The following is a 16,161-nucleotide window of genomic DNA, read 5'->3' on the forward strand; positions in this document are numbered from 1 at the left end:
TCTTTTCCTTCTTTTCTGCCAATGTAATCCTATACTTTAGGTCTTGTAGTTTGTATTAAAATATTCTCATCTATTTTCCATTTTTATTGTCAATATTTCAAAACTATCATCTTCCATCTGCCTCCTACTTCAAAAATACAAAACCTTGATAATCAACCCTATTTTCTAATTTTCTAACCCAAGAAACCTTATAGGATGAACGAACCTATAACGAAGGATAAACGAACTATAAACGAAGGATAAACGTAACCCTGCTGACTATCAGTCGGTTTTGTGTTTTTCTTTCTTTTGCCAAATTCGCAACAATTTTCCAAAAACATTGCATTTTATTTAAACTTGTTCCTACTTTTGTGTAATCCAGCAGTAAGGCTGCCTATCCCTAACGCCTGTAAAATCTATAACACTTTAAAATCAGCAGCTTGCACCCTAAGTTTAAATAAAATAACTATTTTATTTTATTAATATTCAGTTGTTTAGAAAAATACAGCTCAAAAAACTTTCAAAAATATTTGGCAACTCCAAAATTAATCCGTAATTTTGTGGCGTTTAATATTAAAGAGAGAAAAGCTATGTCCGAACAAATCATAAATCGCCCCATCCCTGTCAATGAAGAAGTTGCTTGGGATAAAACTAAAACTATCATCAGTACTACCGATCGTTTCGGTAATATTACCGATGTAAACCAAACATTTATAGACGTTTGCGGATATACAGCTGCCGAACTTTTAGGACAGCCTCACAATATCATCCGCCACCCCGATATGCCCAAAATAGTGTTCAAAATTACTTGGGATAATATCTTGGCAGGACGAAACTTCCACGCCATTATCAAGAACTTAGCCAAATCAGGCAAATACTATTGGGTAATTACCGATTTTGAGGTAGGTCGTAATATTATGGGCGAAGTCGTTACCATTATGGCACGCCGCCGCTCCGTATCTCAACACGTAATTACCGACCATATCGAACCATTATACGAAACACTCCTAAAACTCGAAAAAATAGGAGGTATGGAACTTAGTAACCGCTATTTCAAAGGATTCTTAGAAAAACAAGGTAAGTCTTATATCGAGTATATTATGGATATTTTAGATGAGTCTCACGAGCAAGAAATACACTTCGAGCCCGCAACTCATTCCGACACTACCGTTGCCGATTATGAAATATCCGACGATATCTTTAGCGAAGAACATCAAGAAGCCGAAACTATGGTACACCGCAAAAGCTTCTTTGCTAAACTATTCTCTACTAATTAACAGGCTTATATCCAATGAAGTACGTTTTACTTACAATAGCACTCTTTGTCGCCAATACTATCTCTTGGGGGCAGCAAAACCCTCTCCTTACTAACGAGTATTGGAAGGCAAAACCTACAGTAGCACAGCTCCAGCAAGCTATTGCTCAAGGGCATAGCCCTACCGAGTTCAATACTCGTTCCTTCGATGCTACAACTATGGCTATCCTAAATGGCGCTCCCTATGAAACCATTACTTATCTAATAAATTTAGAGGGTAATGGCGTCGATAAACTTACTCACGATAGGCGTACCTACCTCTTTTGGGCAGCCTATCAGGATAATGTACCCCTAATGGAATACCTTATTGCCAAAGGGGCTAAGGTAAATATTACCGAATCTCACCAGTTCACTCCCCTCCTCTTTGCAGCTGTTGGGGGGCAAACTAATACAGCCATTTACAAGCTGCTTCTTAATCACGGTGCCTCTATTACCGATACCAATAACGACGGTGCCAATGTGCTATTGTTGCTCATTCCTCACTTAACCGACCTCTCCCAAGCTGATTTCTTTCTCAAAAAAGGATTAAAACTTACTTCTAAAGATAAAAAAGGCAATAATGCTATTCATTACGCAGCCACTACAGGTAACAAGACTCTTATAGAGGCTTTAATCAAGAAGAAAATAAAACTTAATAGCCTCAATAACAACGCCGAAAATGCTATTTTTGCAGCAGCTCGTGGCGCAAGGCGAAACTATAATAAGCTGGAGTTCTTTCAGTATTTAGAGCAATTAGGACTCAATCCTAATAGCCCTAACACAGAGGGGCTTACTCCTCTGTTTATGGCTTCAGCCAGAAATCCCGAAGTAGCTGTTATTAATTATTTTATCCAAAAAGGAAACAATCCTCAGCAAACTAATAAGGAAGGCAGAACTCTCCTTATGAATGCAGCATCCTCTAATACCCCCGAAATTGCAAAAACTTTACTACAATCAGGGGCAGCTATCAATCATAAGGATAAAAATGGTCAATCAGCACTAACCTTAGCTGTCGAGAATAACAAACCCGAAATGGTGCAGTTCCTCCTCTCTAATGGTGCCGATGCTCAAGTAGTCGATAATGAAGGAAATACCCTCTATCACTACGCCGTAAAACGTTCCGATATAAAGATATTAGAACTCTTAGCAAATACTTCTTTAAGTATTAACCAAAAAAATAACGAAGGACTTACTCCCTTGCATAAAGCTGTAATGATAGCCAAAAAGTTAGATATAGTACAGTTCTTGCTCAACCAAAAAGCAGACAAAACTCTCACTACCAATTTAGGCGAAACTCTATATGATTTAGCCCAAGAAAATGAGGCTCTCAAAGCAGTAAATATCGATTTTTTAAAATAAAAAACAATGAAAAACAAACTATTGTTACTACTAACTTTAATATTGGTAGCAGGGGTAGCGGTGTCATTTGTAGCACAAGTAAGTACCAAAAAATATAAATGCCTTATCCAGCTTACTAACTACAAAGGCGAAGGCGCTTACATAGTAGCATCACTTATCAATCCAGACGATAAATACGAGCAAACCCTACAAATATTTGGTGATAATCCCGAATGGTATAGTGAGCTTACCCAGTGGTGGAAATTTCACGGCAAACGCGAAACTATCGACGGTATTACGGGCGCTACCATTAGTGGTGGCGAACGCGCCGTCAAGGTAATTACCCTTGATGAAAGTAAGTTCAACAAAGGCTATAAAATACGCTTCGAAACCGTTGTCGAAGATGATCACTACTATGCCAAAGATGCCGAAATAGAACTGAAAACTGAAAACCTTAACACCAAAATAGAAGGAAAAGGCTATATCCGTTATGTACGCCTAATGAACAACTAATTATGAATGATTAATTGATAATTGTTATTTGATAGATTGTGTGGATAGTTATTCGTGAAAATGTTAAAATAGCTTTTGAAGCTATCAAAGGGCAACTGTTGCGCACCATACTTACAGTGCTTATCATTGCCATAGGTATCACCGCCTTAGTGGGTATCCTAAGTGTGATTACTGCTTTGCGTAACACACTGGAGGGTAACTTCTCTAGTATGGGGGCTAATACCTTTGTGCTGATGCGCTACCAGTATAACCAGCGTGCCGAAGGTAGTGGTACCAAGCGCAAAATCAATCCAACTATCACTTATAACGAGGCTTTAGCATTTAAAGAGCAGTTAGCTTTGCCTTATGCCCATACCAGTTTGTCATTAGCAGTAGCTTCTGCTGCCGAAATTAAATATGAAAACAAAAAAACCGACCCCTTAGCACGAGTCATTGGTATTGATGAGTATTACATCTCCAATTCAGGCTTGGAAGTAGAAGAGGGCAGAGGGTTTACCAACTTTGATATTGAAAATAACTTAATGCAATGCATTATAGGCCCCGATTTTAAAAACTCTTTACTCAAAGGGGTTGATCCCATAGGCAAAGTTATTTCAGTACGTGGCTATCAGTTCCGTATTATAGGAGTAATGAAATCACAAAGTTCTTCTTTTGGTAATTATGAAAATTTCCAAGTGCTTATTCCTCTACCAGTAGCCCGTAACATCTTCCCTGTTAATAACCCTAATTACGAAATTAAAGTAAGTGTAGATAATAAAAGCCAGTTAGAAGGTACTATCAATGATGCAACTTTATTAATGCGTAGTTTGCGTGGCTTAGCCCCCTTACAAGAAAATAACTTCGGTATTGAACGTAGCGACGATCTTTTGCAGCGCATCGGTCAGATTACGGGGGTACTTACCATAGCCGGCTTCATTATCGGGCTGATAACTATTTTGGGTTCTTCTATAGCTTTGCTAAATATTATGCTCGTATCAGTAACCGAGCGTACCAAAGAAATAGGTATCCGCAAGGCTTTAGGAGCCAAACGCAAATCAATAACCTTGCAGTTCTTTATCGAAACGCTTATAATAGCACAGTTAGGAGCTGCAACAGGCATAGTGTTGGGTATCAGTTTGGGGTATATTATCTCAAAAGCTATTAAGTTTAGTTTTGTTATTCCGTGGGGGGTTATATTTATTGCTATCTTTATTGCCTTAGTAGTGTCAGTTATATCAGGGTTATATCCTGCTATAAAAGCCTCTAAGTTAGATCCAGTCGAGGCACTCCGCTATGAATAAAACCCTTTCTAAAACAACCTATGATTCCAGAAAATGTCCTACATACTCCCATTAGCTACCTACGTGGTGTAGGTGCCCAGCGTGCAGAGCTTCTCAAAACAGAGCTCGGTATTTATGAGTATCAGGATATATTGAATCTCTTCCCCAATAGGTATATTGATCGCACTAAGTTTTATAAGATCAATGAGTTACAAAACAATAATGCCGAAGTGCAAATTATAGGTAAAGTAGTACACTTGCGCACTGTTGAGTCTGCCAACCAAAAAGGAACGCGCCTTGTAGCTACTTTTACTGATGAAACTGGCACTATTGATTTGGTGTGGTTCAAAGGAGTTAAATGGATACGTGATACCTTAAAAATTAATGAGCCTTACGTAATCTTTGGTAAGCTAAACTTCTTTGCTAATACCTTCTCAATGCCTCACCCCGAAATGGACTTACTTGCCGATTTTAATAAGGTGGGGCATAGTAGCATTCAGCCTGTATATCCTTCTACCGAGAAATTAGCCAAACGTGGCATTACCAATAGGGTGATGCGGCAGTTAGTGCATACTGTTTTTGAACAAGTGGGAAATACCTTTGTTGAGAATCTACCTGAAAAGATACTCACTTCCTTGAATCTTATATCTAAACAAGAAGCAGTACGCTCTATACATTTTCCTCCTAATCAAGAATTACTTACTAAGGCTACTATAAGGCTTAAGTTTGAAGAGCTCTTCTATATACAAGTGCAGTTGGTGCGCAAAAATCTTTTGCAAAAACAGAAATTCCTAGGGCAACCTTTTAAAAAGGTAGGTGATACCTTTATGAATTTCTACAATCACCATTTGCCTTTCCCTCTTACCAATGCTCAAAAACGTGTACTAAAAGAAATACGTGCCGATGTAGGCTCCAATGCACAAATGAATAGGTTGTTACAAGGTGACGTGGGCTCTGGCAAAACAATTGTAGCCTTAATGACAATGCTCTTGGCGGTTGATAATCAATGTCAGGCTTGTTTAATGGCTCCTACCGAAATACTTGCCAACCAGCATTACCAAACTATTAGTAAGCTGTTGGAGGGTACTAACGTAACTGTTGCCCTACTTACAGGTTCTTCTAAAACTAAAGAACGCCGAATATTAGATGAACAACTACAATCGGGAGAGCTTTCTATACTTATAGGCACACACGCCCTTTTAGAAGATAAGGTGCAGTTCCATAATTTAGGACTTGCTATTATTGATGAGCAACATCGTTTTGGAGTAGAGCAACGGGCTAAGTTATGGCGCAAAAATACTATTCCGCCTCATATACTTGTAATGACTGCTACGCCTATACCACGCACCTTGGCAATGAGTGTGTATGGTGATTTGGACGTATCAATAATTGATGAACTACCGCCAGGGCGTAAGCCTATCAAAACAATACACCAATATGAAAACTATAGGGCAGAGGTGTATGAGTTTATCAAAAAAGAAATAGATAAAGGCAGACAAGCTTATGTGGTATACCCTCTTATTGAAGAATCGGAGGCTTTAGATTTTAAGAACCTTACTGAGGGGTATGAGTATATTACCGCTAGCTTTCCTTTGCCTAAATATAAAGTATCAATGGTGCATGGCAAGCTAAAACCTGCTGAAAAGGATGCTGAAATGGAACGTTTCTTACGTAATGAAACCCAGATAATGGTAGCAACTACTGTTATTGAGGTAGGGGTGAATGTGCCTAATGCTTCGGTAATGGTTATTGAAAGTGCCGAGCGCTTTGGACTATCACAGTTGCACCAGCTACGGGGTAGGGTAGGGCGAGGTAGTGAGCAAAGTTATTGTATCCTTCTCACAGGTAATAAAATGGGTAATGATACTCGTACACGTATGGAGACAATGGTACGCACTAACGATGGTTTTGAAATAGCCGAAGTAGACCTAAAACTACGTGGTCCTGGTGACTTGATGGGTACCCAGCAAAGTGGTGTACTTGCCCTAAAAATAGCCGATATTGTAAAAGATCAAGATATACTGAAAGCAGCTCGCTTTCAAGCTATTGATTTGCTTAAGGCTGACCCTCATTTGGAGCAGCCACAAAACAAGTGTGTTGCTCATACGCTTATTCAGTTGCAACGTTATAAAAACTTATGGACGTATATTTCGTAACTTCAGTATAAATAGTAGGGAGTAATACAGATTAGTAAAAAACTTTTGTAATGAAAAAAATATTAGGCTGCTGCTTATTTAAAGATTTTGTTTTTTACCTGATAGTAGCTTGCTTGTTATTGCTTACACTTTATGTAATGCTGTTTCCTTATTTGCTAATATATGAAGAAAGTGCCTATCCTTCTGAAAAGGCAGTGCTTAGCAATACTATCTTTCAGAAAGTGTTTTTCTCCTATGATTTTTGGTTACATACTGCTTTGGCTAGTTATACATTACTATTAACTTTTATTGTCTCGGTGCTTTCAGTGGCAATAGTATTGACTATATCTATTAATTTGGTTAAAAATGTATATACTAAAAACAACTGATTTCTTTACAAAAGATGCTATAAACAAGGCTCTATATGATAAAAACCTTATTACAAGTATAGCTGATGAGTGTAGTGAAAACCAAAAGCTATTTGCCATATATAATACTCATTACAAAATAGAGTTTTGCTTTGCCGAAAATGATACACTTCACTACTTGATGATAGAAGAAGCAGAGTGTAAGGAAAGAAAAAGCACTAACCAATGTGAGTTTGTAGATGATATAGATTTTTTTAGTAAGAAATTTAATGAAATTGCTACTGTTTTTAGAACGAAAACAGTAGGTAATGACCTTGTTATAGGTAATGCTCTTATTCATTTTGAAGAAGAAAATGTAGATAGCTTATATTACTTCCCTTAAAAATTAAATAGTAATGAAAAATATTTCCCTTCTTTTTATAGTACTGTGCCTAATGGCTTGCAATCAGGGGCAAAAAACTGTGACTACAACAGAGGCTTTAACGGATACTATTCGCCCCATTGTTATAGATACCGCTGCAGCTGCTTGTCCTAAAGATACTATTATAGCACCTCCTCTTTCTAAAACAGATAGCTTACTGCAAAAATTGAAAGTACAATATGGCGAGGATTATGATGGTTATATGAATGCAGTACGCAGCTTGGTGCTGAGCAAAATGAAGAAAAGTATTCTTAAAAATACCTGTTTAGAAGAGTTTTACCTTCAAGAATTGGCTAAAACTACTAACGATAGTATTGTTATAACCCTACCTTTTGACCTTCATGGTTATGATTGTGGTGCTCCAGATGCATATACAACTGAAGTACGCTTTAGTCTGCCTAAAGAAACCCCTATTGTTTTTCCTGATTTACTTCCTTTTTATGAGAAACAAACAGGCTTTGAAGAGTATCATTTTAAAGATACTTATGAGCTTATAGAGGCGACTTCTAAGCATGTTATTTACCATTGTGAGACACGTAGGCGCACCTTAGTACTTTTCTTTCCTAAAGTAAAAGGTAGCTGGAGGGGTAATGTTAATTATTTTGTAGGGGTAGGGCGTAATCGGTTTAATGGTAAAAACATCTATACAGTACGTGAAAAGTTTCGAGATGATAAGCCCGCTAATGAGTGGAATATAGCACCTTATATGCTTACTCGTTTTAACCAAATAGAATATGAGTATATGTTAGCTGATTAGTGAAATATGAGTGTGGAATAGAAAATTGATATTACAGAATACTGACATTGTGTCAGTATTTTTTTGTGCTAAAAAGAAGTGTTGGCTAAGAGGTTTTAGTTTTTATTGTTTCTGTTAATGAGTTTTTTGTATTATTATTTTGTTGTGTTTTTGTTGTTTTTGTAAAAATAATAAAAAGATGTAAAACTGACAGTTTGGCAGTTTTCTGAGGTTGGCATATATATTGCCATTATGCTGTTGAGGTTATAAATGAAGTGACTGTCCTTAGCGATATACTTGGTTGTACTAGTTCACCAACTATCCTTCGCGACATACTTAGCTACGCCAGCTCGCTAACTATCCTTCGTTTATAGTTCGTTTATCCTTCGTTATTCGTTCGTTCATTATAAGGGATGACAGGGAGGGAGGAAGAAGTATTATAGAATTGTAAAAAAGAATTGTTAATTATTAATTGAAAAGAATATGAACTTTAATAACTTTACTATAAAAGCGCAAGAGGCGGTACAAACTGCCCAGCAAATAGCTCAACAGTATGGGCATCAGGAGTTGCAAAACGAACACTTTTTCAAAGCTATAGAGCAGGTAGATGAAAACGTTTTGCCTTTCCTATTCAAGAAATTAAATGTAAACCGTGAACAGCTTTCTAAGCAATTGGAAACAGCTTTGCAAGGATTGGCAAAAGTGAGCGGTGGCGATATGGGGCTATCACGTGAGGCAAATACTATGCTGAATGAAGCTATAAATATTGCCAAGAAATGGAATGATGAATACGTATCATTGGAGCATCTTATATTGGCAATTTTTAAAGGTAACAGTAAAATAGCTCAAGCCCTTAAAGACCAAGGAGTGAGAGAAAAAGAATTGGAGAAAGCCATTCAAGAGTTGCGAAAAGGAGAGCGAGTAACCTCGGCATCGGCTGAACAGACTTACAACTCGCTTAATAAATACGCTAAAAACCTAAACCAGCTAGCCGATAGTGGTAAGTTAGACCCTGTGATAGGGCGTGATGAGGAAATACGCCGTGTATTGCAAATACTATCACGTAGAACCAAGAACAACCCTATGCTAGTAGGTGAACCAGGGGTAGGTAAAACTGCTATTGCTGAAGGTTTGGCGCACCGTATTGTAAAAGGAGATGTGCCTGAAAACTTAAAGGATAAAATAATTTACTCTCTTGATATGGGAGCACTTATTGCTGGAGCCAAATACAAGGGAGAGTTTGAAGAACGACTCAAATCGGTAGTGAAAGAGGTGACTACTTCGGACGGTAATATTATTCTGTTTATAGATGAAATTCACACCCTTGTAGGAGCTGGAGGGGGAGAAGGCGCTATGGATGCTGCTAACATCTTAAAACCTGCTTTAGCTCGTGGAGAACTGCGTGCCATTGGTGCTACAACCCTTGATGAGTACCAAAAGTATTTTGAGAAAGATAAGGCACTTGAACGCCGTTTTCAAAAAGTAATGGTAGAAGAGCCAGATACCGAGAGCGCTATATCAATACTACGTGGTATTAAAGAGAAATATGAAACCCACCACAAAGTGCGTATCAAAGACGAAGCTATTATAGCTGCTGTTGAGCTTTCGGAACGTTATATTACTAACCGTTTTTTACCCGATAAAGCTATTGATCTGATGGATGAAGCTGCTGCTAAACTCCGTATGGAAATCAATTCTAAACCAGAAGAGTTGGATGTTCTTGACCGCAAGATTATGCAACTTGAAATAGAAATTGAGGCTATTAAGCGAGAAAAAGACGATGACAAGCTAAAAACACTCTATGCTGATTTGGCAAACCTCAAAGACGAACGCAATGCTATTAACGCTAAATGGCAAAGTGAAAAAAATGTAATAGATGAGGTACAAGCTACCAAAGAAGCTATTGAGAAATTTAGGTTGGAAGCTAGCAAATCTGAACGTGAAGGTGATTATGGCAAAGTAGCTGAATTGCGCTATGGCAAGATTAAAGAAGCTGAAGATAGGTTGGTAGAATTACAGAAACTTTTGGATGAAAAAGCACACGAAAACGCACTTGTAAAAGAAGAGGTTACTGCAGAAGATATAGCAGAAGTAGTAGCAAAATGGACAGGTATACCAGTGGCCAAAATGTTACAAGGCGAACGCGAAAAACTACTGAACTTAGAGACAGAATTGCACCATCGTGTAGTAGGGCAAGAAGAGGCTATTGAGGCAGTATCGGATGCGATACGCCGTAGTAGAGCAGGTTTGCAAGACCCTCGCCGTCCTATAGGTTCATTCCTTTTCTTAGGAACTACAGGGGTAGGTAAAACTGAGCTTGCTAAAGCCTTGGCTGAATATCTATTTGATGATGAAAATGCAATGACACGTATTGATATGAGTGAATATCAGGAAAAACACTCTGTAAGCCGATTGGTAGGTGCACCTCCAGGATATGTAGGTTATGATGAAGGCGGTCAACTTACTGAGGCAGTACGTCGCCGACCTTATTCGGTAGTTCTTTTAGACGAAATAGAAAAAGCACATCCTGATACTTTTAATATTTTGTTACAAGTATTGGATGAAGGCAGACTTACTGATAACAAAGGTCGTACAGCCGATTTTAAGAATACAATTATTATAATGACCTCCAATATGGGTAGCCATATTATTCAAGAAACTTTTGATAAGTATCCTAACGATACTGAGCGTGCTGTAGATAAATCACGTAATGAAGTACTGCAATTACTTAAACAAAGTGTACGTCCTGAGTTTTTGAACCGTATAGATGATATTATAATGTTCACTCCACTAAGTGAAAGTAATATCCGTAATATTGTTAGTTTACAGTTACAATCAATATTCCGTATGATAGCCAAAGAAGGTATTATACTTAATGCTACTGATGGTGCAGTTGATTACTTAGCTAAAAAAGGTTTTGATCCTCAGTTTGGAGCACGTCCAGTGAAACGTGTTATCCAAAAAGAAGTACTTAACCAGCTATCTAAAGAGATACTAAGTGGCAAGCTTCAACGTGATGCTGTCATATTGTTAGATGTTTGTGACGATAAATTGGTATTTAAGAATGAGTAGGAGAAAAGGGAGGAGGATTTAGATGTCAGGTTAGAGTCTAAAAACTTCTCTCAGACTCTTAAAAATGACAATTTGTCAGTTTTTAATCCTTTGGCACAATCATTGACTACTACTAATTACGTAAGTAAAATGCTTACAAAGTAAAATGTTGAACTTAAAAACGATAATAAATTAATATGAGCAAGATTATAGGAATAGACTTAGGAACCACAAACTCTTGTGTTTCTGTTATGGAAGGTAATGACCCTGTAGTTATTACCAATGCTGAAGGTAAACGTACTACCCCTTCAGTAGTAGCTTTTACCGAAGGAGGTGAAATAAAAGTAGGAGATGCTGCTAAACGTCAGGCAGTAACCAACCCTAAAAACACGATATACTCTATCAAACGTTTTATGGGGAACAAGTTTTCTGAACTGAATAAGGAAATTTCTCGTGTACCTTATAAAGTAGTACGTGGCGACAACGATACTCCTCGTGTGGATATAGACGGACGTTTGTATACTCCACAAGAAATCTCAGCTATGATTCTTCAAAAGATGAAGAAAACTGCAGAAGACTTCTTAGGACAACCCGTAACAAGCGCGGTAATTACTGTACCAGCTTACTTTAACGACGCTCAACGTCAAGCTACTAAAGAAGCAGGTGAAATCGCAGGCTTAAAAGTAGAACGTATCATCAACGAACCTACTGCCGCTGCATTGGCTTATGGCTTGGATAAAGACCATAGCGACCATAAGATTGTTGTATTCGACTTTGGTGGTGGTACTCACGATGTGTCTATCTTGGAACTTGGCGACGGCGTGTTTGAAGTACTCGCTACTGATGGTGACACCCACTTAGGAGGTGATGATGTAGATGAAAAAATCATCAACTGGTTGGCTGAAGAGTTTGAAAAAGAAGAACAAATCGACCTTCGTAAAGACCCTATGGCGTTGCAACGTCTTAAAGAAGCTGCTGAAAAGGCTAAGATTGAACTCTCTTCAACTACTGAAACCGAAATCAACTTACCTTACATTACAGCAACTGCTTCAGGTCCTAAACACTTGGTGCGCAAACTCTCTCGTGCTAAATTTGAGCAACTGATAGATGACCTAGTAAAACGTACTATTGAGCCTTGCCGCAAAGCTTTACAAAATGCAGGCTTAAGCGTAGGTGATATAGATGAAGTTATCTTGGTAGGAGGTTCTACACGTATTCCTGCAGTACAAGAAGCGGTAGAGAAATTCTTTAACAAGAAACCTAACAAGAGTGTAAACCCTGACGAGGTGGTAGCTATAGGTGCTGCGATACAAGGGGGTGTACTTACCGGTGATGTGAAAGATGTATTGCTTTTGGATGTAACTCCGCTATCATTGGGTATTGAGACTATGGGCGGTGTAATGACTAAGCTTATTGATGCTAATACCACTATCCCTACTAAGAAATCACAACTATTCTCTACCGCTGCTGACAATCAGCCAAGTGTGGAAATACACGTGTTACAAGGTGAACGCCCAATGGCTAATGACAACAAAACTATAGGTCGTTTCCACTTAGATAACATTCCACCTGCTCCACGTGGGGTACCACAAATTGAAGTTACTTTTGATATTGATGCTAATGGTATTATCAACGTATCGGCTACTGACAAGGGTACTGGAAAATCACATAATATTCGTATAGAAGCCTCTTCAGGTCTTTCTAAAGAAGATATTGAAAAGATGAAACGCGAAGCTGAAGCCAATGCCGAAGCCGACAAGAAAGCTAAAGAGAAAGCAGATAAGCTAAACGAAGCTGATGCTATGATATTCCAAACAGAAAAACAACTTAAAGAGTTTGGTGATAAAATACCAGCTGATAAACGCGGAGCTATAGAAGCTGCTCTTGGTGAACTTAAAGCAGCTTTTGAAAGCAAAGAGCTTAGCAATATAGAACCTGCTTTAAGTAAGATTAATACAGCTTGGCAACAAGCTTCAGAAGATATCTACAAAGCACAACAAGGAGGTGCAGCACAAGGACCAAATCCTAATGCAACCAATCCTTTTGGAGATGCCAATCCATTCGGCGGACAACAAGGCGGCAACAACGGTCCCGACGTCCAAGACGTAGACTTCGAAGAAGTAAAATAAAAACAATAATAACAACCCCCATCTGATAGAAATTATTAGATGGGGGTTAAAATGTAGAATGATATTATAAAAATGTAAAATGGATGAGGAATTATTAAAACAACTTCAGGATTGGACGAGTAGAGTTCCATTGATTATATTGGGTAGTGGGGCTTCAGTTCCTTTTAATTTACCTTCAATGTGGAGTCTTGGCAAACACTTAGAAAATACATTGACTTTTGAAGATGATGAAGATAAAAAACAATTTCAAGAATTTAAAAGAATTCTCAATGAAAAAGAAGGTGATTTAGAAAGAGCATTGTCAGATATACGTCTTAATGAAACAGTTCTAAACTCTATAGTTGGAAGAACGTGGGAACTAATTTCTAAAACGAATTTAGAAGCTTATAACAAATTTTTCTTAGATGATAAAAAAGAAAAACCATTAGTAACATTAATTGAGTATTTACTTTCAACAACCAATAGAAAAGTTTCTATAGTTACTACCAATTATGATCGTATCGCAGAATATAGTGCAAGTATTGTTAAATCTTTTATTTGTACGGGATATGCTCACAACTACATTGGACATTTCTCAGACAGTATTCATACAAATACCTTGGTGAATTTAAAAGGATATAAAGGACAAGTTAATATATGGAAAGTTCATGGGTCATTAGATTGGTTTGAAACACCCAATAAAGAAAATGTTTATTTACCTTTATGTGAAAATATTCCACAAGGTCATAAGCCATTGATTGTGACTCCAGGGCTTAGCAAGTATGCTGAAACACATAAAGAACCATATAGAACTATTTTTACACAAGCAGATACAGAAATTCAAAATGCAAATGGATTTCTGTGTATTGGTTATGGATTCAATGATGAACATGTTCAACCAAAACTTATTCAACAGATTAAATCAAAACCAATAATTGTAATCACAAAAGAATTAACCTCCAAAACAAAAGAGGCAATAATTGATGGAGATTGCAAGAATTATATACTAATGGAAGAGAGTAGTGGCAATCATACAAAAGTATACTCTTCAAATCAAGGGGAACATACAATTGAAGGTGTTGGCTATTGGCAACTTTCAGAATATATCAAACTAATAAAATAGGAAAAATGACAATTTTTAATTTTGAAGATAATGCTTCAATTGGAACAGTTTTTAGTGTTGACACAGCGACGCTTATCGTAAAAGTCGAGGAACTTGAAAAGTTAAGAAAGCTGCAAGTAAATCATTTAGTTGCTATTCAAAGCTCTAAGGCTGGACAACATTTAATTGGAATAATCAATCGTATAACTCGTAAAGCTTCTCATGAAGAACCATCTGAAGGAAATGATTTAGGGCTAAACAATTTCCTTTTTACTGAAAATATTTTGAAAGTAAATTTGATAGGAACATTGTTACATAAACACGGAGAAAAAGAAAATGTGTTTAAAAGAACACTTGACACCGTCCCTGAAATTGAAGCGAAATGTTTCCCGATAGACGGGGAGAATATTACTAAGTTTATGGAAACTATTTCTACAAAAGAGAATTATGAAATTCCGCTTTCAATTGGAAAATATTCCATAGATGAAAATGCAGAAGCTTTTTTAGATGGTGATAAACTTTTCCAACGGCATGCAGTTATTGTTGGAAGTACAGGTTCGGGTAAATCGTGGTGTGTCGCCAAAATTATTGAGCAGATTGCTAAATTGCCAATGGCAAACTCTATTTTGTTTGACATACACGGAGAGTATAGTGGGGAGAATTTCAAGACAGACGGAATACAGCATTTCAGAATTGCCAATCCTTCTGATTTAGGGAAAAAAGGTAATCTTACAAACGGCGTTTTGATGTTGCCTTATTGGTTATTGACTTACGAAGAGATGTTAGCAATGTTGCTTGACCGTAGTGATAGCAATGCCCCCAATCAAGCAATGCTATTTTCTAAAACCGTATTTACAGAAAAACAAAAATATCTTGATGAAGTGAAAGATACTATTTTTAAAGATAGTATTACTATTGATAGCCCTATTCCTTATAAATTAGAAAAGGTGCTTCAAGAATTAAAACGCCTTGACTAAGAAATGGTTCCTGGAGCTGCAAAAGAAAAGCAAGGTCCATTCTTTGGAAAGTTGACAAGATTTATTCAACGACTTGAAGCAAAAAAAGACGATAAACGTATTGGGTTTCTTTTCCAAGTTTCAGATGATGAATTACAGATAAATTGGTTAAATGATTTTTGTAGTGCTTTAATGCATGGTTCAGAACTTAATGATAAAAAAGCAGGCGTTAAAATTATTGATTTCTCGGAGGTTCCATCAGATGTTTTGCCATTAGTAATTGGATTTGTTGCAAGAATTATTTTCACCGTTCAACAATGGACAACAAAAGAAAATCAACATCCAATTTGTCTGCTTTGTGATGAAGCTCATTTATATATTCCTGAAAGAACCAGTCAAGATGCCGCTTCTGAATTAAGTTTGAAAAGTTTTGAAAGAATCGCAAAAGAAGGCAGGAAATACGGTGTTAGTCTAGTCGTAATTAGTCAAAGGCCAGCAGAGGTTAATAGAACTGTTCTGAGTCAATGCAACAACTTTATTTCGTTACGGCTTTCTAATGCAGAAGACCAGACTGTAATCAAAAGACTTTTACCTGATAATCTAATAGGATTAACGGAGGTTCTTCCAATTTTAGATATTGGTGAAGCATTGGTAGTTGGAGATGCTTCTTTGTTGCCAACAAGGATTTTAATCTCAGAACCAACAATAAAGCCTGATAGTGCGACAATAAAATTTTGGAAAGAATGGAGTAATGTAAATGCTAAGCAAGATATTACAAATGCAGTAATTGGACTTCGCAAACAATCGAAATCATAATACAATGGTAACCTCATAGAGTAAAGAAAACTTTTAACTAAACCTGATTCTATATTAGAGTGAATTTAGTAACATTTAGAATCTT

13 protein-coding genes are annotated in these 16,161 nt (G+C 37.2%); all 13 read left to right on the forward strand.

Annotated elements, in window-relative coordinates:
- The first annotated feature begins 569 nt into the window (after positions 1 to 569).
- Complete coding sequence (locus tag C4H12_RS02365) at positions 570 to 1,256, forward strand: PAS domain-containing protein (RefSeq protein WP_106097494.1); 687 nt, start codon at positions 570 to 572, stop codon at positions 1,254 to 1,256.
- A 14-nt stretch (positions 1,257 to 1,270) separates the two neighbouring features.
- Complete coding sequence (locus tag C4H12_RS02370) at positions 1,271 to 2,632, forward strand: ankyrin repeat domain-containing protein (protein ID WP_106097495.1); 1,362 nt, start codon at positions 1,271 to 1,273, stop codon at positions 2,630 to 2,632.
- 6 nt (positions 2,633 to 2,638) lie between these two features.
- Positions 2,639 to 3,124, forward strand: coding sequence for a DUF2271 domain-containing protein (locus C4H12_RS02375; RefSeq protein ID WP_106097496.1), 486 nt, complete (start codon positions 2,639 to 2,641; stop codon positions 3,122 to 3,124).
- Positions 3,125 to 3,162: 38 nt separating this feature from the next.
- Positions 3,163 to 4,404, forward strand: coding sequence for an ABC transporter permease (locus C4H12_RS02380; RefSeq protein WP_106097497.1), 1,242 nt, complete (start codon positions 3,163 to 3,165; stop codon positions 4,402 to 4,404).
- Between the two features lie 20 nt (positions 4,405 to 4,424).
- Entirely contained in the window at positions 4,425 to 6,539 is a 2,115-nt protein-coding gene (gene recG, locus C4H12_RS02385; RefSeq protein ID WP_106097498.1) for an ATP-dependent DNA helicase RecG, read from the forward strand.
- 50 nt (positions 6,540 to 6,589) lie between these two features.
- A complete protein-coding gene (locus C4H12_RS02390; RefSeq protein ID WP_106097499.1) occupies positions 6,590 to 6,907 on the forward strand; it encodes a hypothetical protein in 318 nt (105 codons plus the stop codon).
- Positions 6,885 to 7,268: a hypothetical protein gene (locus tag C4H12_RS02395; protein WP_106097500.1), complete on the forward strand. Its 384-nt coding sequence runs from the start codon at positions 6,885 to 6,887 to the stop codon at positions 7,266 to 7,268. Before C4H12_RS02390 ends, C4H12_RS02395 begins: the two co-directional genes overlap by 23 nt.
- Positions 7,269 to 7,281: 13 nt before the next feature.
- On the forward strand, positions 7,282 to 8,064 hold the full coding sequence (locus C4H12_RS02400) for a hypothetical protein (RefSeq protein WP_129588198.1): 783 nt from the start codon (positions 7,282 to 7,284) through the stop codon (positions 8,062 to 8,064).
- A gap of 462 nt (positions 8,065 to 8,526) precedes the next feature.
- Positions 8,527 to 11,115, forward strand: coding sequence for an ATP-dependent chaperone ClpB (clpB, locus tag C4H12_RS02405; protein ID WP_106097502.1), 2,589 nt, complete (start codon positions 8,527 to 8,529; stop codon positions 11,113 to 11,115).
- Positions 11,116 to 11,291: 176 nt separating this feature from the next.
- Complete coding sequence (dnaK, locus tag C4H12_RS02410; RefSeq protein WP_106097503.1) at positions 11,292 to 13,223, forward strand: molecular chaperone DnaK; 1,932 nt, start codon at positions 11,292 to 11,294, stop codon at positions 13,221 to 13,223.
- Between the two features lie 79 nt (positions 13,224 to 13,302).
- A complete protein-coding gene (locus C4H12_RS02415; RefSeq protein ID WP_106097504.1) occupies positions 13,303 to 14,325 on the forward strand; it encodes an SIR2 family protein in 1,023 nt (340 codons plus the stop codon).
- A 5-nt stretch (positions 14,326 to 14,330) separates the two neighbouring features.
- Complete coding sequence (locus C4H12_RS13790) at positions 14,331 to 15,281, forward strand: ATP-binding protein (protein ID WP_254424793.1); 951 nt, start codon at positions 14,331 to 14,333, stop codon at positions 15,279 to 15,281.
- A gap of 3 nt (positions 15,282 to 15,284) precedes the next feature.
- A complete protein-coding gene (locus C4H12_RS13795) occupies positions 15,285 to 16,076 on the forward strand; it encodes an ATP-binding protein (RefSeq protein ID WP_254424794.1) in 792 nt (263 codons plus the stop codon).
- Positions 16,077 to 16,161 lie beyond the last annotated feature (85 nt).

The sequence above is a fragment of the Capnocytophaga sp. oral taxon 878 genome, from assembly GCF_002999135.1.
In the GTDB taxonomy this organism is placed as follows: Bacteria; Bacteroidota; Bacteroidia; order Flavobacteriales; family Flavobacteriaceae; genus Capnocytophaga.